Origin of the sequence: Pseudoalteromonas sp. AS71 (assembly GCF_038900275.1) — a bacterium.
Classification (GTDB): Bacteria; Pseudomonadota; Gammaproteobacteria; order Enterobacterales; family Alteromonadaceae; genus Pseudoalteromonas.
This window is the reverse complement of sequence record NZ_JBBMQZ010000036.1, coordinates 1-26,729: the sequence shown is the minus strand read 5'-3', so window position 1 is coordinate 26,729 and position 26,729 is coordinate 1. Positions and strand designations below refer to the sequence as shown.

Sequence of the window (26,729 nt, the reverse complement as noted above, 5' to 3'; positions counted from 1 at the left end):
AGCGGTACACGAGGCTCGAACTCGTGACCTCGACCTTGGCAAGGTCGCGCTCTACCAACTGAGCTAGTACCGCATTTATTGATGGTAATTTAATCACTCAAACACACTAACCCCGCGTGGGTTATCGTCTTGAGCGGGGCAGGATTCTACAATAATCCGATGTGTTTGCAAGTGTTTTTTACAAATTAAAGAAATTTTCTCTATAGACTTTTAATTCCATTATCGAATCTTTAATATCATCCAGAGCAAGATGCGAGCCTTTTTTGTTCACTTTTGCAAGAACTTCTGGTTTCCAGCGACGTGCTAATTCTTTAATAGTACTTACGTCAAGATTTCGGTAATGGAAAAAATCTTCAAGCTCGCGCATATATTTATTCATAAAGCGGCGATCTTGCCCAATTGAATTACCACACATTGGTGATACACCCGCAGGCACCCACTGTTTTAAAAAATCTAAAGTTTGTGCAACGGCATACTCTTCATCGAAAGTACTTGCTTTACAGCGTGTTGTTAAACCTGACTTTCCATGCTGAGTAGTACACCACTCGTCCATACCATTTAGTAACTCATCACTTTGATGAATAGCGATAGTTGGCCCTTCGGCTAATATATTCAAGTCTGCGTCAGTGACAACCGTCGCAATTTCGAGTATTTTATCGGTCTCTGGTTCGAGCCCTGTCATTTCAAGATCGAGCCAAATTAAATTTGATTTATTAATAGTCATAATTACCTAAGCGGTGCTTTCCTTTAGATCCAACGCATTTCGATATATCATATTAGCATCAACCGTCGAGCTAAAGCTTTTTTTAGGAAAAGCGACATTTAACTAAGGTTATAGGCCTCCAGTGGCAAAACAAAAAAAATTAAGTAAAGGCCAATCGCGTCAGATCAAGGCCAATCACCAAAAGCGCATTAATAGCGCAGACTCAAGACCGGCTAAAAAAGGGGCGCAAGAATGGCAAACCGATAACTTAGGTCAGGTCGAGAGCGCAATTGTGATCAGTCGTTTTGGCCAGCACGCCGATGTAGAAACTGAAAATGGCGATGTACTGCGCTGTAATATACGCCGTACCGTGTCTAATTTAGTGTGTGGTGATGAAGTATTGTTTCGCCGTGCCAAAGTAAGTGAAGGCGATTTAGCCGGTGTAATTGAAGCCACGCAAGAGCGTCGTTCGCAACTTACCCGCCCTGACTTTTACGACGGTGTAAAAGTTATTGCAGCCAACATTGACCAAATACTGATGGTATCAGCTGTATTACCCGAGTTTACCCCTAGTATTATCGACCGTTATTTAATAGCCTGTGAAGATATGGGTATTGAGCCAATTTTAGTGCTCAATAAGACCGATTTAATTGACGAAGCAGGCCTTAGCGAAATACAAAAAGTTCTCGATATCTATCGTAAACTTGATTACCAAGTACTCCTTGTTAGTAATATATCAGGCGATGGTATTGATAAATTAAAAGAAGTACTTGTTGATAAAAATAATATTTTTGTTGGCCAAAGTGGTGTGGGTAAATCAACCCTCGTTAATACTGTATTGCCTAACGCTGAAATATTAACTAAAGAAGTATCTGAAAACAGCGGCTTAGGCCAGCACACAACAACAGTTTCGCGACTACACCATTTATCAAGTGGCGGTAACCTAATCGACTCGCCAGGAATTCGTGAATTTGGATTATGGCATTTAGATGTTGAGCGTGTAACGTGGTGTTTTAAAGAGTTTAGAGAATTTATAGGCGGGTGCCGCTTTAGAGACTGTAAACATTTAAACGATCCGGGTTGCATAGTTAAAGAAGCTGTAGCCGATGGCAGAATTTCTCAATTGCGCTTTGACAGCTACCACCGAATTTTAGAAACAATGGCCGATGGCCGTGCAGGCGCCCGTGCGCCTCGCGTATAATTTAGGATAAATACTGTGAGTTTAGACAAATTTAAAATCGCAATGCAGTACGCAATGCCAAAACATTTTATTTCACGCGTAGTAGGTAAATTAGCTGCTGCAAAAGCGGGCGCTTTAACAACTACTTTAATTAAACTATTTATTAAGCAATACAAAGTAGACATGAGCGAAGCGCAATACCCAGATCCGGCTCATTATAAAAGCTTTAATGAATTTTTTACTCGTCCTTTAAAAGACGGCATGCGGCCAATGGTAGAAGATAGCAATATCATCACTCAGCCAGTGGATGGCGCAATCAGCCAGCTAGGCGATATTGTTGACGGACAGCTAATACAAGCTAAAGGTCACGATTACAGCTTACAAGCGCTACTAGGCGGCTCACAAGATGACACAACACCATTTTTAGGCGGTAAGTTTGCCACTATTTATTTAGCGCCTAAAGATTACCACCGTATTCATATGCCAATTGATGGCACACTAAGCAAAATGGTTTACGTGCCAGGTGACTTATTTTCAGTAAACCCACTTACAGCGCAAAACGTGCCTAACTTGTTTGCACGTAACGAACGTGTGGTAGCAATTTTTGAAACTGAAATTGGTCCGCTTGCAATGGTACTTGTTGGCGCAACAATTGTAGCCAGCATAGAAACTATTTGGGCAGGTACTGTCACGCCACCAGCAGGTAGCGATGTATTTAGTTGGAAATACCCAACCACTGGCGATAATGCCATCACGCTTAAAAAGGGTGAAGAAATGGGCCGCTTTAAATTAGGCTCTACTGTGGTACTTGCATGGGGTGCTGATAAAGCGGAAATACTAGACGATCAATTACCTGAAGTGGTTACTCGCTTAGGTACTGCGTTTGCAAAAATTAACGACTAAAATCAATTGTTAATTAGAAATCAAAAAACCGCGTTTATTTAAACGCGGTTTTTTGGTTTTGTAGGTGTGAAGCTTGCTCACGTTAAAAGCGTCAGTTTTTGGTTTCTTAACGCCACATGTAATAACAGGCACAAGCCCCTCAAAAACCTATTTACCACACTCTTTACACTCTAAATCTTTAATCACTTTAAAGTGCTGTTGTTTTAAAGTAAGCGCATGAAAGGTTATAAACACACCCCCCTCTGCATGCCCCAGCAATAAATTGAGCGTAAGTTGCGCCTGCATAGAGCCTATTACACCAAGTAGCGGGCTGATAACCCCTGCGTTACTGCAATTTATAACGGGTGTAGCTTCGCTTTGTGGAAAAACACAGCCATAACACGGGCTATTACTTTGCCTAAAGTCAAAGCCCATTAACTGCCCTTTAGTTGCGAGTGCAGCACCAGAAATTAACGGTGTTTTATTAGCAATACAATAACGATTAACACAATAGCGAGTGCTAAAGTTATCAGAGCAATCAAGTACTATGTCAGCCCCTTTTAGCATGTAAGTTGCGTTACTCTCATCTAACTTTTGGCAATGCGTTACTATTTCTATTTGATTATTAAGACTCGCTAATACTTTACCTGCGGCGGCGACCTTGTTTTGCCCTAAGTGATTTATTTTATAAAGCACTTGGCGCTGTAAATTTGAAAGCTCAACCTCGTCATCGTCAATTAAAATAAGCGTTCCAATACCCGCCGCAGCTAAATACAAAAGTGCTGGGCTACCTAACCCGCCTGCCCCAACAACCGCAACCGTTGAAGTTTTAAGCGTTAATTGCCCTTCAAGCCCTACTTCTTCAAGCAATAAATGGCGGCTGTATCGTAGGGTTTCTTTATCGCTTAGCTCATTCACTTTTACTGACCATATTAAGATTAGCCTTGTTAGTATTAATGTGCACTGCTTATGGCCACTTGCAGAGCGCTTATAGCCTCTACGTAATTATCAGCCTCGGTAATCGCACGCACTACGGCAACACTGCCTACGCCGGTTTTAGTTACCTGCTCAGCACGGCTTAAATCTATACCACCTATTGCTACTGTTGGGTAACTTTGCATAAGTGGTACAAACTTAATGAGCTTTTCAAGACCTTGTATTTGACCTGTCATGTCTTTTGTTGTGGTTGGGTAAATAGCACCAAATGCCATGTAACTAGGGCGATAATTATGCGCACGCAGCATTTCATAAAAACCATGAGTCGAAAGCCCAAGCCTTAACCCAGCGTCTTTAATTGCTGCCAAATTAGCAATCTCTAAATCCTCTTGCCCTAAATGCACACCATACGCACCATGTTTAATAGCTAACTGCCAGTAGTCGTTTATAAATACCTGTGCGTTGTATTGCTTGCCCAGCTCAACAGCTTGCTTAATGAGCCCATCAAGCTCGTCTTGCGTTTTATTTTTAACACGTAACTGCGCTGTTTTAATGCCTTGTTGTAGGCACTTTTCTAACCAATCGGTACTATCTACAACTGCATATAAGCCAAGCGACTTACTTTCGCACGTTGCAAAATCAGCAGCCATATTAAAATCAAGCGGCACATCAAAATCGAGTTCATCACCAAGCCAGCTACCTGGCTCAATCACTTGTGGGTAATCTGCTAAATTAGTGGGAAATGAAGTCTGAGCAACCGGTCCAATTCCCTCGCCGTAGCGTACAGACTGTTTTAGCCCTTGGTTTATATATGCTTTAGCTAAAATAAAGGCGTCTTTTAATGGGTAGTCTTTAGCTAAACACGCAGCTATTACCGAAGCCATGCTACATCCGGTGCCGTGGTTATGCGGTGTTTGTATTTTTTGATTACCAAGCCAATACTCTTCACCATTTTGCGTAAAATTATTTACACAATAATCAATGCAATAACCACTTGGGTAATCCCAATGCCCGCCTTTAATAACAACGGCTTTTGCACCCCAGCTTAATAGCTTATTAGCCGCTTCTTTTATTGCCGCTGGGCCAATTAAATACACACCGGTTAATAACTGTGTTTCGTGGGTGTTTGGGGTTATTACATCCACCAGCGGCAGTAAACATTCTTTAATTGCGCTTACCGTATCTTCTTCTGTTAGTAAGTCACCGCTTGAGGCAATCGCAACAGGGTCATATACAATAACGGGAGGCACTGGCCACTTAGCTTTATAATGACTTATATGTTCACTGATTAACTGAATTTGCTGCACGTTAGCTAACATACCAATTTTTATCACTTTGGCTTTCATGTCTTTTTCAAGCGCTAGTAACTGCGATTCAATAATATCGGTAGACACTGCATTAATAGCCTCCACACCTAAACTATTTTGCGCAGTAAGCGCTGTAATTGCCGTGCAGCCATGCACACCAAAACTTTGCATTGCTTTTATATCAGCTTGAATGCCTGCACCGCCGCCAGAGTCAGAGCCGGCAATTGTCCATACTACGTTATTCATATTTTTTCCTTCACTGCTGATGCCAAAATGGCATCCCCATTGTAGGGGTTGATGGGGCTGCTACGTCTTTTTCCGGCATCGCTTTTGCTTTGTATGCAAAGCGCCCCGCTTCAACTGCGGCTTTAAATGCGCGGCTCATAGTAATTGGGCAACCCGCCCCTGCAATGGCTGAATTTAATAATACCGCATCATACCCCATTTCGAGTGCTTGGCAGGCATGCGATGGCAAACCTAAACCTGCATCTACTATTAATGTGGTATCGGGTAAGCGCTCTCGAATAGTTTTTAAATTATAGCTATTTAACAAGCCTTTACCTGTGCCTATTGGCGCCCCCCACGGCATAAGCACCTCACACCCCAGCTCATTTAAGCGCTGGCAAAGTACTAAGTCATCGGTGCAATAAGGCAATACTTTAAAGCCATCATTAATTAATATTTTTGTCGCTTCAAGTAGTGCAAAAGGGTCAGGCTGTAAATTGTAATCATCGCCAATCAGCTCTAGCTTTATCCAATCGGTGGCAAATACCTCTCGACACATTTTTGCAAGCGTTATGGCCTCTTTAACACTATGGCATCCTGCAGTGTTAGGCAGTATTTTTAAACCTGTATTTTTTATTAACTGCCAAAAGTCATCACCCGCAGCTGCACTTTGTTGGCGTCTTAGCGACACAGTTACTATTTCAGCCCCAGAGGCAACTATTGATTGGGTCATAATATCGGGCGACGGATAAAGCGCAGAGCCTATCAATAAACGACTCTTTATTTGCTCTCCATAAATAGTTAAACAGCCTTTAGTTTGCATGAGCTTTATCCGCCTTGAATGGGCGATAGCAACTCAACACTGTCGCCTTCATTAAGTACATAGTTACTGTGCTGACTTTGTGGAATAAATTCGCTATTAACAGCAACAGCAAAAGGCGCGGCTGCACCAAAACTTTGAAGTACCTCAACGAGCGCTTTGCTATTAACATTAAGTAGCTCGCCATTAATTGTAATGTTCATTTTATTCTCACTCTATTCGTGAAACTGCTTGCGCCACTAATGCCGGCGCCAACATATAACCATGTCGATATAAGCCGTTAATGCTAATTACATTACCAACTTGTAATACTTTTGGGCGGTTATCGCTAAATGCGGGGCGTAATCCGGTTTGAATATTAAGTAGTCGTGCTTCGGCAAACCCGCTATGTACGGTATAAGCGGCTGAAAGTAATTCAAGGGTTGAGCGCACTGTTGCCGCGCCGCTGTCTTGCGATTCGATTTCGGTCGCACCAATTACATATTCATTATTGGGTTTAGGCGCTATATAAATTGGATAACGCGGGTGCATTAAACGCACGGGCCTGATTAAACTTACCTCTGGTGCGTATAACCTTGCTACTTCGCCGCGCACACCTCTAAGCGGTTTATCAACTTGAGTATTTTTAGCACCAAGCCCACGGCAATCAATAATGTAATCGAATGGTCGATTATTTATTTTGTTGTCGCTAATGGTTACGCGCTGATTAAATACAAACTTTACTTTGCGTTTGTTGAGCTGTGCAAAGCTGGCTTTATAAAATGCTTGGTTATCTATTTGCCCCTCGCAGGGTAAAAATAAGCCTTGATTAAAGCGCCCTGCAAGTTCAGGTTCAAGCTTTGTAATTTGTTGAGCATTTATATGTTCGGCAGTGTGATCAGCTAGCGGTTTTATACGCTGTGCAAAGCTTTGTAAATCGCCTTTGTCCTGTTGGTGCGCAATGACCAAAGTGCCTTGCTGCTGAAAAAAAACGTCACTTTCAAGTTCAGCAATAATACCCGGCCAGCGCTTCATTGAATCAAGGCCCATTAATGCTAAGTCAGCCTCGCATAATACCGACTCAGCCAGCGGTGCCAGCATAGCTGCAGCCACTTTACCGGCGCTATTTGGGGTTTGCTCATCGTCAGCTTCAAACACCGTTACATGATGCAACTTACTTAGCTCAAGGGCAGCTAAGCGCCCAGCTAAACCAAAACCCACCACAGCAATGTTATAAAACATAAAACCTCCAAAGCAGTTATTAGTAGGTGCGAATTCACTCGCACTTCTTCAACTTTTAAAGAAGCGAGGTATAAAACCTCACCTACGTCTGCATCTAACTTTTAGCTATACCGCTTTGTGGTAAATCTCTGAGCCTGTTTGCTTAAACTCAGCTGATTTAGCTTTCATTTCGGCTTCTACATCAACCATTTTGATTTCAATAGCCTCGCCAGCATCATTTGGATCAATACCGCGTGTTTCTAAATCTTTAGCGTAATCGCGTACTTCTTGGCTAATTTTCATAGAGCAAAATTTAGGACCACACATGGAGCAAAAGTGAGCTACTTTGCCTGATTCTTGCGGCAAGGTTTCATCGTGATATTCACGAGCACGGTCAGGGTCTAAACCAATATTAAATTGGTCATGCCATCTAAACTCAAAGCGTGCTTTTGATAAGGCGTTATCGCGCTCTTGCGCGCCTGGGTGCCCTTTTGCTAAATCAGCGGCATGCGCTGCAATTTTGTAGGTAATTAAGCCTTCTTTAACATCTTCTTTATTTGGCAGACCTAAATGCTCTTTAGGTGTTACATAACACAGCATTGCACAGCCGTACCATGCTATTTGAGCCGCCCCAATACCTGAGGTAATATGGTCATACCCTGGTGCAATATCGGTGGTTAACGGACCTAAAGTATAAAATGGCGCTTCGTCGCAATGCTTTAATTGCTCATCCATATTGGCTTTAATCATGTGCATTGGTACATGACCAGGGCCTTCAATAAATACCTGTACATCGTGCTTCCACGCAATTTTAGTCAGTTCACCTAATGTGCGTAGCTCACTAAACTGCGCTTCATCGTTAGCATCAGCAATCGAACCAGGGCGAAGTCCATCACCAAGTGAAAAACACACATCGTATTGTTTTAAAATTTCGCAAATGTCTTCAAAGTGCGTGTATAAAAAATTTTCTTTATGATGCGCCAAACACCACTTAGCCATAATTGAGCCACCGCGCGACACAATGCCGGTCACGCGTTTAGCCGTCATTGGTACATAACGAAGTAATACACCGGCGTGAATAGTAAAGTAATCAACGCCCTGCTCGGCTTGCTCTATAAGCGTATCGCGGAAAATTTCCCACGTTAAATCCTCAGCCACACCGTTTACTTTTTCAAGCGCTTGATAAATCGGTACTGTGCCAATAGGGACAGGCGAGTTACGTACAACCCATTCGCGCGTTTCGTGAATGTAGCGTCCCGTTGATAAGTCCATCACGGTGTCTGCACCCCAGCGGGTAGACCACACCATTTTTTCTACTTCTTCTTCAATAGATGAGCTAACCGATGAGTTACCAATGTTGGCGTTAACTTTAACTAAAAAGTTACGCCCTACAATCATAGGTTCGGTTTCTGGGTGGTTTATATTATTTGGTAAAATAGCGCGACCACGGGCTATTTCGTCGCGTACAAATTCTGGGGTAATAAATTCAGGAATACTCGCACCAAACGACTCGCCTTTATGCTGAGCGGCTAGTAATTCTTTACGAATTTCTGCACGTCCCATATTTTCGCGAACGGCTACGTATTCCATTTCAGGAGTAATAATCCCTTGGCGTGCGTAGTGCATTTGCGTTACGTTTTTACCCGCGATACCACGGCGAATTTTTGGAAGGTGATCAAAGCGAATATGATCCAGTCCTTCATCTGCCATGCGCTGCTGCGAAAACTGCGACGTCACTGATTCTAAAACCTCGGTGTCACCACGGTTTTCAATCCATTGCTCACGAAATTTTGGTAAGCCTTTGCGTACATCAAGTTCAAAATTAGGATCTGTATAAGGACCCGACGTATCGTAAACACGTAGCGGATCATTTGACTCATAAACAGGGTTTTCATCTGTGCCGCCAATAAACGTATCACTTAATGTGATTTCACGCATACCAACGCGCACGCCAGGCTGGATACCTTCAACGTATACTTTATGAGAATTTGGGAACGGTTGACCCGTTAAGTTATAAATATATTCAGACGCGGCAGCACGAGTTTCTCGGCGTGACGCTTTATTTGTAGTATTTGACATGACTTACCTCATTGCTTAAGGGTTGTCTTGTCAGATATTCCGAGGAATAGAGAAAGATCGTAAAGTAGCGTACATGCTACTTTGCAGCCTAAAAAAACAAAATCACTTTATTGTGCGCATAAAAAAAGACGCACAAGCGTCCTGATTTAGGCAGCTTGTTCCCTACGCAGGTATTAACCTGATCAGGTTCACGGATCCCGCTTTCGCGATCTCAGCCACAAACTAATTACTTAGCTTTGGCACTCCGACAAGTATTGATATATAAATTCTGTTCATTGATTTGAAGGTATTACCCAACAAATCTGCACTGAGTGTACGTCAGTTAAAAACTGCCCGCAAGGGGCTGTTTTTCAAAAACTTAAAATTATTTAGGGATAAACACAAATGTTTGCTCGCCTTGCATGACTAATTGCTGGTCTTGCATTTTAAGCTCGGCACCTTGCTTTAAGGCTTGTAATAACTGCTGCTCAAACTCATCAAGGTCTTCGCCGCACGACTTGCGCGTCATTCCTAATTTACTTACGGTAAGGTTACTTTCTTCAAGCGAGCCCTCACCAAAAAATTTGTTACAGCCAGCAAAACCGTTTACTTGCAGTGCTTCAATAAAACTCATTGATGCATTAAACGAAGGTGGAATTGCTAAACCATCAACACGTGATAATTGCCATTGGGTGTATTTAAGCTGCTCACTGGTAACCGTCCCTGTTGATGCGCAACCAACACATAAACCGACTATAAGCATCGGTATTGCTGCTAATTTCATGCCACTACTAACTAATTGTCTAATTAATATAATTGTAACAATATTTGTGCCCTTTATCCGTTAAAAATGCATGTTTTAAATGTAAATTTTTGTTCTATGATAGTTTAAAAGTTATACAATTAAGCACTAAGTTGTAGTTTTGAATACGTTATCTATTTGCTCTGGTAAAAACGGCCTACCTTTTTCATTAACGGACGTTCCTATAACCAGTGCATTGAGCATTACTTTTTCATCACTTTTACGTATAACCGTTTGCTTAAACGCAAATTTTAAACGACTAATACGCTGCGGCTCTACAGCCACATAAAATTCATCCCCAGGTAATAGTGAATGTTTATAGTCCATTTCGCTGCGCATCACGACTAGGTTAATTTTATCTTTCGCTAATTGAGCAAAATCAATACCGTGTGCGTACAAAAATTCATGGCGAGCATGCTCTAAATAATTAAAATAAACACTGTTATTTACGATACCTTGTAAGTCACATTCGTAATCACGTACTTTGAAGTCAACTTTAAAGGTCATATTAGTAATCCTGATTATTTAACGTATAATTGCCGCGTTTATAGCACATGTGTTTAAATAATTGCTACCATACGAGTCCCTAAAATGGAGTTAAGTAACCCAATGAACTTACGTTTGTCTTTAATTACTGCCGCACTTTTACCGCTGCTTGGTGCACCAATTGCAGCTAACGCTGATGATAGCGACCTAGAAAGAATTGTTGTAACCGGCGATTTTCAGCGCGAAAGCATTCAAACTTTAAGCGCGAGTGCGAGCTTATTCAGCGAAGATGAAATTAATCAACGTGGTGCAAGTTACTTAGACGAAATGTTAGGCAGTGCCGCCAATGTAAATTTTGCATCTGGTGCGTCCCGTGGTCGTTACATCCAAATTCGTGGCGTGGGACTTCGCTCACAATTTGTAGACCCTATTAATCCATCTGTAGGCTTAGTAATTGATGGCATTAACTATTCTGGTCTTGGTGGCAGCTCATTATTATTTGATATAGACCAAGTAGAAATTTATCGTGGCCCACAAGGTACACGCTTTGGCGCAGACGGTATGGCCGGTATGATCCAAATGGGTTCAGCTAAAGCCACGAGCGATCCAAGTTTAAAATTACAAGTAGGTGCTGGCACATACAACACACGTGAAGCAGGCATTGCAGCAAGCACAGGCTTAACAGATGACACTAGCGCACGCGTTAGCTACTTTCGCAGAAAGTCAGACGGTTACGTAGATAACTTGTACTTAAATGACGAAACACAAAATCAAGACGAACAAGTAGCCCGCTTTAAAATAAACAGTCAGCTTACAAAGCATTTAAATACTGAGTTAAACCTTCACTATATTGATATAAACAACGGTTACGATGCATTTACGCTTGATAACAGCCGCAACAGTGTTGCCGATGAGCCAGGGCAAGATAATCAAGAAAGCTACGCAATCGGTGTTAATAATACTTACACGGGTTTTGATGCTTTTGATGTAAATCTAAATCTGTCGGCTATTGATACCGAATTACTTTACAGCTTTGACGAAGACTGGGTATGTAACGATACAAGTGAGCCAAAGTTATGTGCTGCAGGCTTACATCCAGATGGATACAGCTCAACCGATCTTTACAGCCGGGATCGCGACGACCAGTCTGTAGATTTACAGTTTAATTCTAAAACAGGTAACTGGGTTGCGGGTATTTATTACCAAAACCGTGACGTTGACTTAGAGCGCCAATACACATGGCTAGCAAGCCCATTTTCTTCAACTTACGAAACGAGTAACGTTGCTGTATATGGTCAAGTAGCAACTCCAATTGGTCCTAAAACAACATTAATTACAGGTTTACGTGTAGAGCAATACCAAGGCGACTACACCGATAGCAATGGCTTTATACAAGACACTGACGACGTAATGGTTGGCGGTAAAATAGCGCTAGAGTATCAAGTAATTGATCGTACGATGATCTACACCAGTATCACGCGTGGCTACAAAGCTGGCGGTATTAACTCAGAAGCACTAGCTAAAGCGAAAGATGAAGGCTTAAACCTAAGCGCTGATTTTTTCCAGCAACACACCAGTTTTGACCCTGAATATTTATGGAGCGGCGAATTTGGTGTTAAAGGCTCATCGCTTGATGACAAATTTACACTTCGCTTAGCTGCATTTTACATGCACCGCGACGATATTCAGTTAAAAGCATGGCAAGTAGAAGGCCAGCAATTTACCGGTTATGTTGATAACGCAAGCTCTGGTAGCAACTACGGACTAGAAGTTGAGGGAAGTTACCAACTAACTGATAATCTATTTTTAACGGGTAGTGCTGGTTACTTAAACACTGAAATAGACGACTTTGTAACACAATCAGGTTTAAATCAAGACGGTCGTGAGCAAGCGCAGTCACCTAAATACCAGTATGCGTTTACTGCACGTTACAACTTTACTAACGCATTTTACGGCATGGTGGGTATTGAAGGTAAAGACGATTACTACTTCTCTGATAGCCACAACTCACAAGCACCAAGCAGCAACTTAGTTAATTTAAGCTTTGGCTACGAAGCAGACATGTGGGCAGTTCGCGCATGGGCTCGTAACGTGTTTGATGAAACGCTCCCTACACGTGGCTTTGAGTTTGGTAACGATCCGCAAGATGGTTACCAAACGCATACCTATACACAACTCGGTGAGCCTCGTGTAGCAGGTGTTACGTTTACGCTTAATCTGTAAGGCATAATAGTTGGCTTTCAACTAAAAGCTTTCAGCAAGCAATAAAAAACACCGCGTTTAAATTAAACGCGGTGTTTTTATTTGTGGTTGAGGTTTTATACCTCACTTTTTATAAAGTTAAATTACATGAGCGCGAAATAAATTCGCACCTACAGGCTTAGCGTATGTTGTTGGGTTTGATGTTTATTGTAGGTGAGGTTTTATACCTCGCTTATTTATAAAGTTAAGTTACACGTGCGCGAAATAAATTCGCACCTACAAATATTACTTTAACGCGCCAGCAAGCTGCACGCCTACAGGCTAAGCATTACGCTCTTTGCACATCAAACGCAATTACGTCTTTAATTTTCTCTTTGTTTGTTGCGAGCATTACCAACCTATCAATCCCCAAAGCAACACCAGCGCACTGTGGTAATCCATGCTCCAGCGCTTTAATTAAACGCGTATCCATTGGCACTTGCTTTAAACCGTTGTTAGCACGGTATGCATTATCTTCATTAAAACGTTTAGCTTGCTCGCTGGCATTTGTCAGTTCGTTGAAGCCATTCGCTAATTCCATATTTTTATAATAAAGCTCAAAGCGCCCTGCTACACGTGTATCGTGTTCACAAATTTGAGCAAGTGCCGCTTGAGAAGCTGGAAAATGATACACAAAACATGCCTTATCTTGTCCTATTGTTGGCTCCACTTTCATACAAAATAATAATTGCAGTAAGGTATCTTTATGCGTTTCATTTTGGGCTATATCAGCAAACCCCTGCTCACACGCTAGTTGCTTTAATTGCTCTATATTTGCGGTTAGCGGGTCAAGTCCGAGTGCCTGTTCAAACGCTTGCTGATAGGTAAGTCTAGTTGCAGGCTCGACACCTAAAACAAGCTGCATAAGCTCATCCATTTCATCCATAAGTGCAAATTCATCAAAGCCTGGGCGATACCATTCCAGCATAGTAAATTCAGGATTGTGATGGCTACCCGCTTCTTCATTTCTAAATGCTTTACAAAGCTGAAAAATAGCGCCTGAGCCTGCTGCTAACAAGCGTTTCATGGCAAACTCTGGAGATGTTTGTAAAAATAAAGGAAGCCCACCAGCATGCCCTGGACCTACAAATGTGGTATTAAAACTAGCTAAGTGCACATCGGTTACGCTGGCAGCACTTAAGCTTGGCGTTTCTACTTCTAAAACATCACGTGCATAAAAAAATTCACGAATGCTACGTAATATCGCTGCGCGTTGTTTTAGTGTTTCAATGCTTGCGCTTGGGGCCCAAAGATCTGCTGACATATTTTCTCCAAAAAAAATCCCAGCGTAAGCTGGGATTTTATAAACAATGTTAAAGCTTACTTAACACGGCTTACGTATTCACCGTTACGGGTGTCTACTTTAATTACTTCGCCAATTTGTACGAACAATGGAACTCGTACTACAGCACCTGTGCTAAGCGTTGCTGGTTTACCACCAGTACCCGCTGTATCGCCTTTAAGGCCAGGATCTGTTTCAGTGATCTCAAGCTCAACAAAGTTAGGTGGTGTAACAGCAATAGGGCTGCCGTTCCATAATGTAATTGTGCATAAATCATTTTCAACTAACCATTTTACTGCATCGCCTAGTGCTTTTTCGTCAGCAGCAATTTGCTCAAATGTTTCGTTGTTCATGAAATGCCAAAATTCGCCGTCTGTGTATAGATACGCTAAATCAGTATCCATTACATCAGCACCTTCAACTGATTCACCCGATTTAAAGGTTTTTTCAAGCACCTTACCAGAGATAAGTTTACGGATACGAACACGGTTAAACGCCTGACCTTTACCAGGTTTTACCATTTCATTTTCTAAGATACTGCAAGGCTCGCCGTCCATCATAATTTTTAGGCCGCCCTTGAACTCGTTGGTGCTATAATTCGCCATCGTTTCCTCTATTTATATTTTTTCGAGTAATCTACATGCCAATGATACAAAGAAATGAAGCAAATTTGCATAAAAACTGGCAAAAAGAATTAGCAAATGTAGTTACCTGCCCAAAAACTTTGCTTGAAATGGTCGGTTTATCGAGCCAAGTCCATGAAAACGACCTAAAAGCCCGTAGTTTATTTCCGGTACGTGTGCCTATCCCTTTTATAAAAAAAATACGCCAAGGCGATCCAAACGATCCTCTTTTGCTACAAGTTATGCCACGCCATCAAGAATTTTTGACTAAGTCGGGTTTCAATAAAGATCCCCTACTTGAGCAAGATAACGAACAACCAGGCCTTTTACATAAGTATAAATCACGTGTTTTAGTGATGTTTAAAACCGGCTGTGCTGTAAATTGTCGTTACTGCTTTAGAAGGCATTTTCCGTATCAAGAAAACCAGCTTAATAAAAAAAGCCTGCTAGAAACACTGAGCTATATAAAATCAGATGCCAATATAAACGAAGTGATTTTAAGTGGTGGCGATCCACTCATGGCCAAAGACGATGCAATAAGCTGGTTTTTAGATGAACTTGAGCAATTACCACAAATTAAACGAATGCGAATTCATAGCCGTTTACCAGTAGTTATACCTGCGCGAGTGACCGATGAGTTATGTGAACGATTAGCAAAATCGCCATTAAAAATTATTTTTATTAATCACATAAACCACGCAAACGAAATAGACGCTGATTTTAAAGCCGCTATGCTAAAGCTTAAACAAGCAAACGTAACGCTTCTAAACCAAGCTGTAATTTTAAAAGATGTGAATGATACGCTCGATGCACAAATAAATTTAAGCGAAGCGTTATTTGACGCAGACGTATTGCCGTATTATTTGTATTTGCTAGATAAAGTTGAAGGGGCCAGTCACTTTGATATTAATGAAGCGCAAGCAATTGAAATAATGGCAGAGCTATTAAAAGCTCTGCCTGGATTTTTAGTGCCTAAATTAGTAAGAGAAATCGGTGGTCAAAAAAGTAAAACACCTATCGACCTTAAGCTAATTTAAAGCAGCATTTAAACATATATATTTACGTTGTTACCCAGTGATGCAGTCGCCGATTTAGCCGGCGTTTGCGCACTTGACGATTGCGCTGCACCTTCAATAAGTGCAAGCGCCGCAGCGCCATCAGCTAATTGCTGTTTTTTAGACAAAGCAGCAGTGTAAAGCTCACTGCCTTGGCCTGAACCAGACATAGCTGGTAAATTTCCACCTGATATATTCATAATTATAAGCCTTAATCAACCTGACTTTTAAATGTAATCCACGTATTATGTCGGCCATGCAGCACAAAGCTTTAGGAAAACCATGGATTCTATTATTGAACAACTCAACACTAACTTAAAAATTGTTTATCGTCAGGCACTTGATGCCGATAAAAAATTAGACGAATTACAACAACAAGGCCATGGCAAATTTAAAGCCTTATTTACTGCCGATTCAGGCTTTAATTTTGAAGCAAAACGCTTTAAGCCTTATGTTCTTGATGTAGCCGCTGACGTAGAAAGCTTATCTAACGATGGTTTTGATGAAGAAAAGCTTAAAACAACCGTTATTAAGTTACAGCAAATACTAACGCTGTTAGCTACTTTTAAGTAATATAATCAGCTTAAAAAAATGCCGCTATTTAGCGGCATTACTATTTTAAGTTAATCTAAACTTGGTAATATTTGTTCACCAAACCACTCTGTTAGTAAGCGTTTTTCGTAATAGAATGATTCGTCGCGGCCCATTTTAATTTTATCCATAAAGCCCATATCTTTAAGCTCCACATCAGTATCTTTACTTAGAACTGTACCGTCTTTATCGGTTAACGAATAATCTAGCTTAATGCGTGGAAAATAAATGGGTTTCACTACACGAATTTCATCCATACCGCCATAACGCACATCACCCGCTAAATCTAAATCAGTAAACTCTACGTTTAATTTATAATCTTTTGGCAATTGTTCGGCTAGTTTAGCCATATGCTTTTCGAAACTTGCTGCTACACTTTTGTGATATGAGCTCTTAGTTTGATTTGACGCTCGCACATCACGATAATCATTAAAGTCATGCCATTTAACAACAGACTCGCCCGCATGGGCAAGTGCAGGCAATGCGATACACATTGTTGCTGCTATTTTTTTAACTAAATTCATATCTTTCTCCAAAGAGGTAGACCAATCACAAAGGTGTAGATTGGAATAAACCTAGCATTAGCTATTACTAGACCCAGTTTAGCACTTGTTTATTAACTATAACTTAATCTTACGTATAAAGTGTTACTTATAGCGAGCAAAATGTAATCAAAGTTATTAATATTAATTCATATAAATACCATGATTTACTGTAAATAATAAAAGTCACAGATAAAGCATGTAAACCATCTCAATTTATGGTGAAATTAGCTTAATTGATAAAAGGTACCCACGGAGCTTTCATGACTATTTTAGTAACCGGTGGCGCAGGCTATATTGGCTCGCACACTGTTTTAGAACTTTTACAGCAAGGTAACGATGTTGTTGTTATTGATAATTTAAGTAACTCATCACAAGAATCACTTGCGCGCGTAAAGAATATTACAGGCAAAGAAGCCACTTTTTACCAAGGCGATATTCTCGATAAACCCTTTTTAGACTCTGTATTTGCAAAACACACAGTTGATAGTGTTATACATTTTGCGGGTTTAAAATCAGTGGGCGAGTCGGTTGCAAAGCCTGTTGAGTACTATCAAAACAATGTACAAGGTACGCTTACGCTTGTTGATGCAATGCGCGACGCAGGCGTATTTAAGTTAGTATTTAGCTCGTCAGCCACGGTATACGGCGACCCTGCAAGCTTACCAATTAAAGAAGACTTCCCTGTAGGTGGTACTACTAACCCTTACGGCACATCTAAGTTAATGGTTGAGATGATGCTGCAAGATATCGCTAAATCAGATGAGCGCTTTGCGTTTGCTATTTTGCGTTACTTTAACCCAGTGGGTGCACATGAGTCGGGCTTAATTGGTGAAGATCCTAATGGTATCCCAAATAACCTTTTACCGTTTATCGCACAAGTAGCTGTAGGTAAATTAAAGCAACTCGCTGTATTTGGTGATGACTACGACACAGTTGATGGCACAGGCGTGCGCGACTACATTCACGTTGTAGATTTAGCTATTGGGCATTTAAAAGCGCTTAATAAAATTGCCAGCAGTACGGGTGCATTAGTTTATAACCTAGGTACTGGTAATGGGTATTCTGTACTACAAATGGTTAATGCATTTATTAAAGCAAGCGATCAGGCTGTACCCTATCAGGTTTCGCCTCGCCGCCCTGGTGATATTGCAGCGTGTTATGCCGCACCAGAAAAAGCACTTAATGAACTTGGCTGGGAAGCAGTGCGCGGTATTGATGAAATGATGCAAGATACATGGCGTTGGCAGTCAAATAATCCAAATGGTTATAAGGGTTAAGTAAAACAAGCTTCGCGCTTACAATAAGTGCGCGGTATCGAGCCGCGCATGCCAAGTATTTTAAACACCGAATTCAATTTTATGGCTGCGTCGTAAGCGTAGAGCTTGCTCACGCGAAAAGCGCAGCTTTTACTTATATCCAATATTTAATAACGAGCATCTTCGTTATGTCTGTGCCCACTGTCTTAGTAAGTTATGGTACACACCTGTTAATTGAATAATCTCTGGGCTATCTTCTACTTTGCTGCGCAAACTTTGAATCGACATATCTAAATCAAAGAGTAAACCACGTTTTTCGTCGCTGTTTACCATGCTCTGTAACCAAAAGAATGAGGCTAATCTACGCCCACTCGTTACAGGCATTACACGATGTAAACTCGTTGAAGGGTACAACACCATGCTGCCTGCGGGCAGCTTTACACTATGTGAGCCATAAGTGTCTTCAATAACAAGTTCACCGCCCTCATAATCTTCGGGGTCATTAATAAATAACGTCATTGATACATCTGTACGGATTTTTACTGGCGTACCCGGCACTTGTCTAATTGCATTATCTACGTGCACACCAAACGATTGCCCACCTTGGTAACAGTTAAATAACGGAGGGAAAATTTTTGCAGGAAGCGCCGCCGACATAAACAAATTACTGCGCGCAAGTGCTGCCATTATAATGTCGCCAAGCTCTTGGCATTCAGGGCTATTTTCAGGTAGCTGTAAGTTATTTTTTGCTTTGGTTGATTGATGCCCTGCGGTAATACTGCCATCGGCCCACTGGGCTTTAAGCAAAACCTCATGGCAATACGCCACTTCTTCTTTCGTTAATAGCTCTGGAATTTTAACTAGCATGTGCGCCCTCTCACATTTTCATCAAATAATTAAGGGCAGAGTTAACTCTGCCCTTTTATGCCGTACTTATTTTACTCTTAGAAAGAGTAGCTCGCTGTTAAGCTAAACTTACGACCATCACCCGGTACAAAGTGTCCACCACCTAACTGATCAACGTAATCTTTATCACCTAAGTTTTCACCATTAAACTGCAGGCTCAAATCTTTTGATATGTCATATGCAACCATCAGGTCAAAAATAGTATAACCTGGCGCACGAGAACGTGTTGACGTAGTGCCGTTGTAACGCTCAGCTACATATTGCGCACCTAAACCAAACGATAACTTATCCGACATATCGTATGTAGTCCAAACACTTGCGCTATTTTTAGGTGTACGTGCAAGCTCGTTACCAATTTGAGTTGCGTCGTCGCCTAATGCTTTAGTTACTTCGCTATCTTGGTAAGTGTATGAAGCAATTACAGTCCACTCTTTAGTAATTAAACCAGTTGCTGAAAGCTCTAAGCCTTGTACGCGCTGTTCACCACCGAGTATTTCGTCACTTGAGCTATCTGCAAATGGGTCATCAGTACGGGCATTGGTTTTTTCAGTACGGAAAAGTGCAGCATTAGTTTGCAGGCGACCATCCATTAGGCTCCATTTAGTTCCTAATTCATAACTGCGGCTTTCTTCTGCGTCTAAATCAGCTGCATTTGAACGCGTAGATACCGTTAGGCTTTCAGCCGATGGGTTAAATGAATTACCTGCGCCTAAATATACACTGCCATTTTCTGTAGGTTTATAAACTACAGCTGCATTCCAGCTAAATAAATCGTCACTTGTAGAAATTAAAGCACTTGGGTTAGCGTAATCGTTATGATAATCCGTAGTGAAGCTATCAAAGCGAATTCCGCCCGTAACTTCCCATTGCTTGTTAAGCGTTACTGTATCAAATGCATAAATAGCTTGGTTTTTAGCTTTAGCTTCAATGCTTGTACCGTCACGGCCGTACACACCCGTAAATGCAATTGTTGCGTCAGGGTTGTATAAGTCGTTACGTATTTCATCTTCAATTAGGTTGTCTGGAGTTGTAGCGGCTAATGCGTGACGTGTAAACGTTTCGTTTGCAAGTTCAACACCCACTACAACATCATGAGTAAAGCCAGCAAACTCATAGTTACCAATTAAATCAACTTGAAGTGCAGCAAGTGAATTTTCTGTATCACGTGTTTTTTCATCTGCAAAGGTAATGTCAGTATCTGTTGTAACCGAGAAATAACGCGGTGCAGTTGTTACTGATTCACGCTTAACTTTACCTAAACGACCTTGCACACGTAATGTAGTATTTTGAGAAAAATCATACTCATAACGAGCTGTTGTTGAGTAGGCTTCAATATCTTCGTAATCACGGTAAATATTACCGTAAAAGTTATCAAAATCGACAGGAGAAGGTGAGCGCGCGCTATCTGCAAGTTCAGCTACAGGCGTATCACTGTAAACCCAAGGAATACCGTAATCTGGTAAATTGTCTTGGCGTTGATACTCTAGGTTTAAATCAAAACGGCTGTTTGTACCAAGTCCTGTTGCAAATGCAAACGCAACAGCATTTGTTTCATTTTCAACATGGTCGCGACCTGCAACATCACCTTTATCAGTAAGAAGGTTTATACGTAGCGCGCTTGTATCGTTTACTTGAATGTTAGTATCAAAACGACCACGGTAATCGCTTTCTGTGCCTAAACGTAGCGAAACGTCGCTAAAGTTGTCTAACTTCGCCTTTTTACTTTCTAAATTAACACTACCACCTGTTGCGCCACGACCAGAAACTGCTGAGCCTGGGCCTTTTGCAACTTCAACGGCTTCAATGTTGTAAATATCACGTGTGTAACCTGCAACATCACGAATACCATCAACAAAAATATCATTTGTAGCACTAAAACCACGAATCGACATGCTATCGCCAGTAGGTGAGCCACCCTCACCTGCAGCTAAAGAAATACCTGAAACATTACGTAAAGCATCACGTAGGCTATCTACGTTTCTATCTTTCATTACCGCTTGGTTAATTACCGTTACAGTTTTAGCTGTATCGAGTAGCGGTTGAGTGTATTTATGCGACGTTGATTTTTCTACAACATAGCTAGACTCAGTTTTAGTTTCTGCTTTGGTTACCGATAGTTCTTGAACATCCTGTGCACTTGCCCAAGTTGAAAGCGTAGCTGTAACAACCGCTGCAATTGGCTTCACGTACGCATTTCCTTTATTCGATGGCTTACTCATGGTTACTCCGTAGTTTTTATTAAGCACTTAACTATTGTTAATTTAAGGTACATATTTAATTTCGGCGAAATCCTACCATTCAAACAACGCAATGTAAACGATAACTGTTATCAATTGCATTACTATGTAAATTCCTATATTGTATACACACTCAAAAATTAACAGTAATTACGTCCTTGTAATTACTTGTCGTAACTTTCAGGATTGTTGTTAAGTAATGCGAAGCTTAATTAAACCAATTAGCGTAGTTATCGCGCTTTGTAGCACCATGGCAGTAAAAGCCGACACTGTTAGTGAGCTAGAACAACTCGTTAATAAATGGCTACAAATAGAAAATCAAAACACAGAATTAAATACTCATTGGCTTGAACAAAAGAGCAGCATGAAGCAAACCCTAACGCTTCTTAATGCTGAGCAGCAGCAACTTAGCGAGCTTAATCAGCGTAGAAAAAAAAGCACCAGTGAGCTTGCCCAAAAACGCGAACAGCTTGTTACTCAGCAATCAGAACTTGAAAATGATCAACAGCAACTGAACGATCAACTGGCACGTATTTCTGGGCAATTACTTTCATTACAAGTGCAATTACCCCCGCCACTTTTAAGTAGTTGGAAAAACACTGGTGATTTAACCGACTCACAACTCAGTACAACTGACAAATTACAAACAGCGCTAAAAATGCTGACCCTACTTAATGATTTTCAACAACGTATTTCTATTCACGAAATGGCTATTAAACACCCTGACGGGCAAGAAGTGTGGGTAAAGCAGCTTTACTTAGGTGCAGCTCAAGCATGGTTTGTAAGTGAAGATTTAAGTTACGTAGGTATTGGTTTTCCAAGCGACTTAGGTTGGCAGTGGGAATTTGACCCAAGTATTAATGCTGAGCAAGTTGCACTGGGTATTGCTGTACAGCAAAAAAAGCGCGCTGCTGATTGGGTAACACTCCCAATATTAAGTTATGTAAATAAAAACCAGCAAGGGGCTAAATAATGGCTACTAACAGCATAATTGCAGCATTTAGCGCCACAGTGTTACTTTTTAGTGCAAATATTTCTTTTGCAGCTAGCAGTGACGATGCTAAACAAAGTACTTTAAGTGATATTAAAACAGCGCAACGTACTCTAAATAAAACTCAAAATAGTATTTCAAAAGAGCAAGCTACCCTTGCAAAGCAAATTTTTACCAAGCAGCAATCGCTCAGTAAATTGCGCGCGCAAGCAGCCGTTAATCGCCGTCTAGCTGACGAAAATACGTTAAGCCTTGATCAGTTACAAACCCGATTAGACACTTGGCAACAGCAGCAGCAATATCAATTAAACTTACTTAGCCGTTTTGTGCGCCAAAATACCAGCAATAGTGCTAGCAGTAACGAGTCGACTAATAATCAAAACGAGTTATTAAACCGCGTTATATCGCAAATAAATAATCAAGAACAGGCACTTTACCCACACTTTAATAAGCAATCGATTGTGCTCAGTAATGGCGAATTAAGCCAAGCTAGTACTCTTCAAGTAGGCCCTGTTGCATGGTTTAGTACGCAAACACCTAAACTTATGGGTTTATTAAATTTGGATGATGAATCTAATGCGTTAAAAGTAGCGTTAGTGCAATCAACAAGTAACGATAACCCACTCAATAATACTTTAAATCAAAATGGTGCAGGCTCGACATTACTTACTTTTGATCCTAGTTTAACGCACTTAGTAACGAGCCAAGCTCAACAAGAAAGTCCGCTTGAACACTTAGAAAAAGGCGGCTTATGGGCCATCCCTATTATTTTATTTGCCTGCTTTGCACTAACTATTGCGCTATTAAAAGCCGCGCAATTACTGCGTTTAAGTAAAATTAAAATGCACTCTCAAATGCAATTACAGCAATTTTTTAAAGCTGAAAATAGCAGTGAATTTGCAGGTATGCAGCAGCAGTTATTTAACTTAACGCTGCAAAGCGAAAAAGGCCAAATACGAGACGATCAATTATTTAACCAGTTAATTCACGATAAGCATAAACTCGATAACTTTATTGGCGCTATTGCCGTTACAGCTGCAGTAGCTCCACTACTTGGCTTGTTAGGTACTGTTAGCGGCATGATCGAAACATTTAAAATGATGACCTTGTTTGGCTCAGGCGACCCAGAAGTTGTATCGGGCGGTATTGCACAAGCCCTTATAACAACCGAACTGGGTTTAGTCGTGGCCATACCTGCTCTGGTATTAAATGCATTGCTATCACGTAAAGCTAAGGCGTATTACAGCCAACTAGAAGGCTTTGCATTACAGCTTAGTCAACTAGAAAAAGGAGAAACCAATGTTTGAAAAAATCGTTAGTAACCCTATTTGCTGGTGTATTCTTTTACTCGCTTTATTTGTATACCAACTGATTTTTCATGACTTACTACACCTTAAACAATACCAAGCGCAGCGCAAAGGTTACTGGCAAGAGGTTAGCTCTATTTTAACAGCAGCGCTTCCGCTACTTGGTTTATTAGGCACCATTGTTGGTTTGCTTGATACATTTAAAGTAATGGCGCTGGGCCATAACGAGCTAATGAGTGACGCCATTGGTGATGCATTACTAACAACTCAATTGGGCCTTGTGTGCGCTATTCCTGCGTGGTTAATGCAAGCGTATTTAGCGTATTCGCAGCGTAACCCTAAATTACATACGTTAAGTAAGCAGTTAGGGTAACACTATGCAATCACGTTTAAAGCACAAGCTAGAGCAAGAAGCGGGGCAACATATTGATATGTCGCCACTACTTGATGTGGTATTTATATTGCTAATATTTTTTATTGTTACAACCGTATTTGTACGCGAAAGCGGCGTTGAAGTTGATAAACCACAAGCCGTATCGGCCAGTCGTCTTGAGCAACAAGTCATCTTTTTAGCAATAACCGACTCTCAACAAGTATTCTTTGATGGTAGCCAAATTGGTGTGGCTGGTGTACGTAGTAGTGTCGAACAAATGTTAAAACAGCAACAACGCCCTGTAGTTATTCAAGCTGATAAAACAGTACCTACTGAGTTACTTGTTCAAGTAATTGACGAAGCAAAGCTGGCAGGCGCGGCGCAAGTTAACTTAGCGACCAAGCAATAATATGCACACGATTAACTCGTTTCAAAAAACAAAAAACAATCGCCATCCACTTTTTGCGTTTGGCCTTAGCCTCATTGTGCTTAGTGCTGCATTACTACTTTTATGGCTTGGGCAACTTGCAGAGCATCATATAAAAGACAAAGTAGTTGTGCGCGAAATTGCCATGGTGGCACTGCCACCACCTCCTCCACCATCAATATCGCAACAGCAAACAAGTGAGCCAATGCAGAGCTTAGCGGTAGAAGGTGCAGGCGCGTCTATTCAAGCCGTAAAAATTAAGATCACCAGCAATTTAAGTATTGTAAAACCCGATACACCCAACGTAAAAGTAAACGCGCCACAATGGCAATCAATGAGTGTAAATTGGGATGCATTTAGCTTAAATCAACTCGATGGTCTCCCAACTTTGCTTACTCCTGTTAAGGCCGTTTTACCAAAAAGCTTAACCCGTCGAGGTGTTGATGTATTTACTGTAAAACTCGATGTATTTATTGATGAAAGTGGCAAGTTAAGTTTAATTGAGGTAGTACAAAATCCATACCCTGAACTTAAACCAGCTATCGACAAAATTATTAAACAAAGCCGCTTTAGTGCACCTAAAAAAGAAGGTGAAACCGTACGCGCTCGCTTTATTTGGCCAATCGAATTTAAACCTTAAGCCTATTAAAATGAAAAATATGAATATATTTAAAACGCTAAAACCATTAACTTCCGCACTGTTGACGACTGTAATGTGTTCATTACCTTTAGTAAGTGCAAGTAGCGTACATGCAAGCGCTGCCAGTGATACTAATGCGCCACTAAAAGTAACGTTATCGCCTAGCGATCCAACATGGCAGTTGGCTATAAATAATAAATTACTGGGTCCTACAGAGGTCCTTATTGAGCCGACCGAGCGCGGTTTTGCTCGCCAAGTGCAACCACTGTTACAAGCAGGTAATTACAGTGAAGTCGCTGCGCTATTTAAAGGCCGTGATATAAGCCAAGATAGCACTGCTTTAAACTTGTTACGTGCACAAGTTTTGCTTTCAACAAAAGACTTTAATAACGCTGAACTAGCTTACTTGGCGTGTTTAAAAGCTTCACCTGATTTAGTAAAAGCACACCAAGGTTTGAGCCTTTTATACATGCAACAAGCAAAGTATGACAAAGCACAAACACACTTAGTACGCACTATTGAACTTGGTCAGGCTGATGCACAAAGTTATGCGCAACTTGCTTATATACACGTGCAGCACAGCCAACCTTGGAGCGCAGTAGCGGCGTACCGCCAAGCACTGATGCTAGCGCCAGAAACAAGCCAATATCAACAAGGGCTATTGTTTGCGTTAATTGAATCGGGTGATTTAAGCCAGGCAAGTGCATTACTAAAAGAATTACTTAATAAAAGCCCTGATAAAGCTGAACTTTGGCTGCAACGTGCACAAATAGCGTTACAACTTGATCACAAAAAGCAAGCGCTTGCTGCTATTGAAGTGGCCTTAAAACTCAACCCTAAAGATACCAGCAACCAGCTTTTAGCTGCCCAGTTGCATTTAAGTGAAGGCAGCACTGAACGCGCTGTTAGTTTATTAAAGCAAGGTTTAACACACGCAAATAAAAAACAGCAAATTGAGGTTATTAATACCACGATGCAAACGCTAGCTTGGCTTGTATCGGAGCAAAAATGGAATTTAGCTAAAGATCTAATAGGCAGCGCAAAAAGATTAACTAAGCAGCTACCCCGTGATGAACAAGCTCAATTTTCTGTATACAGTGCACAACTTGCTATGCAGCAAGGTAATACTACGCGCGCTCTTAAAAGCTTAAATAACGCACTTAAAATAAACCCGAATTTAGGTGATGCCCTACTTAGTTTAGCGAGTATTTATCGCAGTAAAAATCAGCTTACCCAAGCTAAACTTATGTATGTTCGTGCACAAGCCCTACCTGATTATCAACTATCGGCATGGCTTGGGTTATCGCAAATAGCGATTGATTCTAAAGACTATTCGAGTGCGCTCAAGCATCTTAGAAGAGCATTACAAGCAAACCCGGAGCGCCAAGACTTAATTACTAATATTCGCGCCCTTGAGAATATAGTACGCCAAGAAGGATAAGTTTAACGCGTGGTTAAATTTACTTGTAGATGCAGCGCTTGCTGCCGTGACGAGCAAAGCTCGTAATTTCTATATGCAATAAAATCTTAAGTGATTTGTTCACAAAGAGGTTTAGAGGGCGCTGCGCTTTAGAGAAGTATGTAGTGGTCAATAAAATTTGGCCACAGTTTTAGAATCCTTGTATCTAATCTCAGATTCATTTGGCGCTAAACCGG

Annotated in this window: 27 protein-coding genes, 1 tRNA gene and 1 riboswitch; of the genes, 12 read left to right on the top strand and 16 right to left on the bottom strand. The window is 41.1% G+C overall.

Annotation, left to right across the window (positions count from 1 at the left end; translation table 11 throughout):
* Window positions 1–73, bottom strand: a tRNA-Gly gene (locus tag WNY98_RS19735).
* Window positions 74–178: 105 nt separating this feature from the next.
* The gene (gene orn, locus WNY98_RS19730; protein ID WP_342878734.1) at window positions 179–724 is read right to left on the bottom strand and encodes an oligoribonuclease; all 546 of its coding nucleotides are present in this window, start codon (window positions 722–724) and stop codon (window positions 179–181) included.
* A gap of 121 nt (window positions 725–845) precedes the next feature.
* Here orn and rsgA point away from each other — a divergent pair, with 121 nt between their 5' ends.
* On the top strand, window positions 846–1,904 hold the full coding sequence (rsgA, locus tag WNY98_RS19725; RefSeq protein WP_342878733.1) for a small ribosomal subunit biogenesis GTPase RsgA: 1,059 nt from the start codon (window positions 846–848) through the stop codon (window positions 1,902–1,904).
* Between the two features lie 15 nt (window positions 1,905–1,919).
* Window positions 1,920–2,786: an archaetidylserine decarboxylase gene (asd, locus tag WNY98_RS19720; RefSeq protein ID WP_024606371.1), complete on the top strand. Its 867-nt coding sequence runs from the start codon at window positions 1,920–1,922 to the stop codon at window positions 2,784–2,786.
* A gap of 147 nt (window positions 2,787–2,933) precedes the next feature.
* Here asd and WNY98_RS19715 read toward each other — a convergent pair whose 3' ends face one another.
* The 8 genes from WNY98_RS19715 to WNY98_RS19680 all read right to left on the bottom strand — a co-directional run bounded on the left by WNY98_RS19715 (window position 2,934) and on the right by WNY98_RS19680 (window position 10,620).
* Window positions 2,934–3,683 carry a HesA/MoeB/ThiF family protein gene (locus tag WNY98_RS19715; RefSeq protein ID WP_197184576.1) on the bottom strand — a complete coding sequence of 250 codons (750 nt, stop codon included), beginning with the start codon at window positions 3,681–3,683 and terminating at the stop codon, window positions 2,934–2,936.
* Window positions 3,684–3,718: 35 nt separating this feature from the next.
* Window positions 3,719–5,254, bottom strand: coding sequence for a thiamine phosphate synthase (gene thiE / locus WNY98_RS19710; RefSeq protein ID WP_342876659.1), 1,536 nt, complete (start codon window positions 5,252–5,254; stop codon window positions 3,719–3,721).
* Between the two features lie 10 nt (window positions 5,255–5,264).
* Window positions 5,265–6,056: a thiazole synthase gene (locus WNY98_RS19705; protein ID WP_024606374.1), complete on the bottom strand. Its 792-nt coding sequence runs from the start codon at window positions 6,054–6,056 to the stop codon at window positions 5,265–5,267.
* A gap of 5 nt (window positions 6,057–6,061) precedes the next feature.
* A complete protein-coding gene (gene thiS / locus WNY98_RS19700) occupies window positions 6,062–6,256 on the bottom strand; it encodes a sulfur carrier protein ThiS (protein WP_024606375.1) in 195 nt (64 codons plus the stop codon).
* Window positions 6,257–6,263: 7 nt separating this feature from the next.
* Window positions 6,264–7,274 carry an FAD-dependent oxidoreductase gene (locus WNY98_RS19695; RefSeq protein WP_342878732.1) on the bottom strand — a complete coding sequence of 337 codons (1,011 nt, stop codon included), beginning with the start codon at window positions 7,272–7,274 and terminating at the stop codon, window positions 6,264–6,266.
* Window positions 7,275–7,379: 105 nt separating this feature from the next.
* Entirely contained in the window at window positions 7,380–9,332 is a 1,953-nt protein-coding gene (gene thiC, locus WNY98_RS19690; protein WP_170071667.1) for a phosphomethylpyrimidine synthase ThiC, read from the bottom strand.
* Window positions 9,333–9,474: 142 nt separating this feature from the next.
* Window positions 9,475–9,589, bottom strand: a riboswitch (TPP riboswitch).
* 107 nt (window positions 9,590–9,696) lie between these two features.
* Window positions 9,697–10,095, bottom strand: a complete 399-nt coding sequence (locus WNY98_RS19685; protein WP_010555269.1) for an META domain-containing protein — start codon at window positions 10,093–10,095, stop codon at window positions 9,697–9,699.
* 126 nt (window positions 10,096–10,221) lie between these two features.
* Window positions 10,222–10,620 carry an acyl-CoA thioesterase gene (locus WNY98_RS19680; RefSeq protein WP_010555268.1) on the bottom strand — a complete coding sequence of 133 codons (399 nt, stop codon included), beginning with the start codon at window positions 10,618–10,620 and terminating at the stop codon, window positions 10,222–10,224.
* 84 nt (window positions 10,621–10,704) lie between these two features.
* Here WNY98_RS19680 and WNY98_RS19675 point away from each other — a divergent pair, with 84 nt between their 5' ends.
* Window positions 10,705–12,822, top strand: coding sequence for a TonB-dependent receptor (locus WNY98_RS19675; RefSeq protein ID WP_342878731.1), 2,118 nt, complete (start codon window positions 10,705–10,707; stop codon window positions 12,820–12,822).
* 307 nt (window positions 12,823–13,129) lie between these two features.
* On the opposite strand, the gene epmA is transcribed toward WNY98_RS19675, so the two are convergent.
* Both epmA and efp read right to left on the bottom strand, forming a co-directional pair.
* A complete protein-coding gene (epmA, locus tag WNY98_RS19670) occupies window positions 13,130–14,104 on the bottom strand; it encodes an elongation factor P--(R)-beta-lysine ligase (protein ID WP_342878730.1) in 975 nt (324 codons plus the stop codon).
* Between the two features lie 56 nt (window positions 14,105–14,160).
* On the bottom strand, window positions 14,161–14,727 hold the full coding sequence (gene efp / locus WNY98_RS19665; RefSeq protein WP_024596699.1) for an elongation factor P: 567 nt from the start codon (window positions 14,725–14,727) through the stop codon (window positions 14,161–14,163).
* Between the two features lie 41 nt (window positions 14,728–14,768).
* Here efp and epmB point away from each other — a divergent pair, with 41 nt between their 5' ends.
* Window positions 14,769–15,782, top strand: a complete 1,014-nt coding sequence (epmB, locus tag WNY98_RS19660) for an EF-P beta-lysylation protein EpmB (protein ID WP_342878735.1) — start codon at window positions 14,769–14,771, stop codon at window positions 15,780–15,782.
* 8 nt (window positions 15,783–15,790) lie between these two features.
* Here epmB and WNY98_RS19655 read toward each other — a convergent pair whose 3' ends face one another.
* Window positions 15,791–16,000: a hypothetical protein gene (locus WNY98_RS19655; protein WP_024600329.1), complete on the bottom strand. Its 210-nt coding sequence runs from the start codon at window positions 15,998–16,000 to the stop codon at window positions 15,791–15,793.
* Between the two features lie 82 nt (window positions 16,001–16,082).
* On the opposite strand from WNY98_RS19655, the gene WNY98_RS19650 reads away from it, so the two are divergent.
* The gene (locus WNY98_RS19650) at window positions 16,083–16,373 is read left to right on the top strand and encodes a prephenate dehydrogenase (protein ID WP_076923732.1); all 291 of its coding nucleotides are present in this window, start codon (window positions 16,083–16,085) and stop codon (window positions 16,371–16,373) included.
* 50 nt (window positions 16,374–16,423) lie between these two features.
* Here the strand turns inward: WNY98_RS19650 and WNY98_RS19645 are convergent, their stop codons facing one another.
* Complete coding sequence (locus WNY98_RS19645) at window positions 16,424–16,915, bottom strand: DUF3016 domain-containing protein (RefSeq protein WP_024600328.1); 492 nt, start codon at window positions 16,913–16,915, stop codon at window positions 16,424–16,426.
* Between the two features lie 281 nt (window positions 16,916–17,196).
* Between WNY98_RS19645 and galE the strand changes: the two genes are divergently transcribed.
* Window positions 17,197–18,213 carry a UDP-glucose 4-epimerase GalE gene (galE, locus tag WNY98_RS19640; protein ID WP_024600327.1) on the top strand — a complete coding sequence of 339 codons (1,017 nt, stop codon included), beginning with the start codon at window positions 17,197–17,199 and terminating at the stop codon, window positions 18,211–18,213.
* 165 nt (window positions 18,214–18,378) lie between these two features.
* Here galE and WNY98_RS19635 read toward each other — a convergent pair whose 3' ends face one another.
* A complete protein-coding gene (locus WNY98_RS19635) occupies window positions 18,379–19,059 on the bottom strand; it encodes a Fe2+-dependent dioxygenase (protein WP_007585050.1) in 681 nt (226 codons plus the stop codon).
* A gap of 77 nt (window positions 19,060–19,136) precedes the next feature.
* Window positions 19,137–21,317, bottom strand: coding sequence for a TonB-dependent siderophore receptor (locus tag WNY98_RS19630; RefSeq protein ID WP_342878729.1), 2,181 nt, complete (start codon window positions 21,315–21,317; stop codon window positions 19,137–19,139).
* A gap of 217 nt (window positions 21,318–21,534) precedes the next feature.
* Here WNY98_RS19630 and WNY98_RS19625 point away from each other — a divergent pair, with 217 nt between their 5' ends.
* Genes WNY98_RS19625 through WNY98_RS19600 form a run of 6 tightly spaced genes read left to right on the top strand, consistent with a single transcriptional unit; the run spans window position 21,535 to window position 26,514 of the window.
* Window positions 21,535–22,308, top strand: a complete 774-nt coding sequence (locus tag WNY98_RS19625) for a DUF3450 family protein (RefSeq protein ID WP_290292547.1) — start codon at window positions 21,535–21,537, stop codon at window positions 22,306–22,308.
* Window positions 22,308–23,633 (top strand): MotA/TolQ/ExbB proton channel family protein, encoded by a 1,326-nt coding sequence (locus tag WNY98_RS19620; RefSeq protein ID WP_342878728.1) that lies wholly within the window; start codon window positions 22,308–22,310, stop codon window positions 23,631–23,633. Before WNY98_RS19625 ends, WNY98_RS19620 begins: the two co-directional genes overlap by 1 nt.
* Entirely contained in the window at window positions 23,626–24,006 is a 381-nt protein-coding gene (locus WNY98_RS19615; protein ID WP_002960812.1) for a MotA/TolQ/ExbB proton channel family protein, read from the top strand. Before WNY98_RS19620 ends, WNY98_RS19615 begins: the two co-directional genes overlap by 8 nt.
* A gap of 4 nt (window positions 24,007–24,010) precedes the next feature.
* Window positions 24,011–24,415: a biopolymer transporter ExbD gene (locus tag WNY98_RS19610; RefSeq protein ID WP_010555259.1), complete on the top strand. Its 405-nt coding sequence runs from the start codon at window positions 24,011–24,013 to the stop codon at window positions 24,413–24,415.
* Between the two features lies 1 nt (window position 24,416).
* Window positions 24,417–25,073, top strand: a complete 657-nt coding sequence (locus WNY98_RS19605) for a hypothetical protein (RefSeq protein WP_342878727.1) — start codon at window positions 24,417–24,419, stop codon at window positions 25,071–25,073.
* A 19-nt stretch (window positions 25,074–25,092) separates the two neighbouring features.
* Complete coding sequence (locus WNY98_RS19600) at window positions 25,093–26,514, top strand: tetratricopeptide repeat protein (RefSeq protein ID WP_342878726.1); 1,422 nt, start codon at window positions 25,093–25,095, stop codon at window positions 26,512–26,514.
* The last annotated feature ends 215 nt before the right edge of the window (window positions 26,515–26,729 follow it).

Bases quoted from the DNA above. Each gene is read 5' to 3' on its own strand.
- thiS (WP_024606375.1), bottom strand. From the start codon at position 6,256: ATGAACATTACAATTAATGGCGAGCTACTTAATGTTAATAGCAAAGCG.
- thiE (WP_342876659.1), bottom strand. From the start codon at position 5,254: ATGAATAACGTAGTATGGACAATTGCCGGCTCTGACTCTGGCGGCGGT.
- WNY98_RS19705 (WP_024606374.1), bottom strand. From the start codon at position 6,056: ATGCAAACTAAAGGCTGTTTAACTATTTATGGAGAGCAAATAAAGAGT.
- WNY98_RS19605 (WP_342878727.1), top strand. From the start codon at position 24,417: ATGCACACGATTAACTCGTTTCAAAAAACAAAAAACAATCGCCATCCA.
- WNY98_RS19685 (WP_010555269.1), bottom strand. From the start codon at position 10,095: ATGAAATTAGCAGCAATACCGATGCTTATAGTCGGTTTATGTGTTGGT.
- WNY98_RS19635 (WP_007585050.1), bottom strand. From the start codon at position 19,059: ATGCTAGTTAAAATTCCAGAGCTATTAACGAAAGAAGAAGTGGCGTAT.
- WNY98_RS19655 (WP_024600329.1), bottom strand. From the start codon at position 16,000: ATGAATATATCAGGTGGAAATTTACCAGCTATGTCTGGTTCAGGCCAA.
- orn (WP_342878734.1), bottom strand. From the start codon at position 724: ATGACTATTAATAAATCAAATTTAATTTGGCTCGATCTTGAAATGACA.
- WNY98_RS19645 (WP_024600328.1), bottom strand. From the start codon at position 16,915: ATGAATTTAGTTAAAAAAATAGCAGCAACAATGTGTATCGCATTGCCT.
- WNY98_RS19695 (WP_342878732.1), bottom strand. From the start codon at position 7,274: ATGTTTTATAACATTGCTGTGGTGGGTTTTGGTTTAGCTGGGCGCTTA.
- WNY98_RS19625 (WP_290292547.1), top strand. From the start codon at position 21,535: ATGCGAAGCTTAATTAAACCAATTAGCGTAGTTATCGCGCTTTGTAGC.
- WNY98_RS19650 (WP_076923732.1), top strand. From the start codon at position 16,083: ATGGATTCTATTATTGAACAACTCAACACTAACTTAAAAATTGTTTAT.
- WNY98_RS19620 (WP_342878728.1), top strand. From the start codon at position 22,308: ATGGCTACTAACAGCATAATTGCAGCATTTAGCGCCACAGTGTTACTT.
- WNY98_RS19680 (WP_010555268.1), bottom strand. From the start codon at position 10,620: ATGACCTTTAAAGTTGACTTCAAAGTACGTGATTACGAATGTGACTTA.
- WNY98_RS19615 (WP_002960812.1), top strand. From the start codon at position 23,626: ATGTTTGAAAAAATCGTTAGTAACCCTATTTGCTGGTGTATTCTTTTA.
- WNY98_RS19610 (WP_010555259.1), top strand. From the start codon at position 24,011: ATGCAATCACGTTTAAAGCACAAGCTAGAGCAAGAAGCGGGGCAACAT.
- thiC (WP_170071667.1), bottom strand. From the start codon at position 9,332: ATGTCAAATACTACAAATAAAGCGTCACGCCGAGAAACTCGTGCTGCC.
- WNY98_RS19675 (WP_342878731.1), top strand. From the start codon at position 10,705: ATGGAGTTAAGTAACCCAATGAACTTACGTTTGTCTTTAATTACTGCC.
- epmA (WP_342878730.1), bottom strand. From the start codon at position 14,104: ATGTCAGCAGATCTTTGGGCCCCAAGCGCAAGCATTGAAACACTAAAA.
- epmB (WP_342878735.1), top strand. From the start codon at position 14,769: ATGATACAAAGAAATGAAGCAAATTTGCATAAAAACTGGCAAAAAGAA.
- WNY98_RS19630 (WP_342878729.1), bottom strand. From the start codon at position 21,317: ATGAGTAAGCCATCGAATAAAGGAAATGCGTACGTGAAGCCAATTGCA.
- galE (WP_024600327.1), top strand. From the start codon at position 17,197: ATGACTATTTTAGTAACCGGTGGCGCAGGCTATATTGGCTCGCACACT.
- WNY98_RS19600 (WP_342878726.1), top strand. From the start codon at position 25,093: ATGAATATATTTAAAACGCTAAAACCATTAACTTCCGCACTGTTGACG.
- efp (WP_024596699.1), bottom strand. From the start codon at position 14,727: ATGGCGAATTATAGCACCAACGAGTTCAAGGGCGGCCTAAAAATTATG.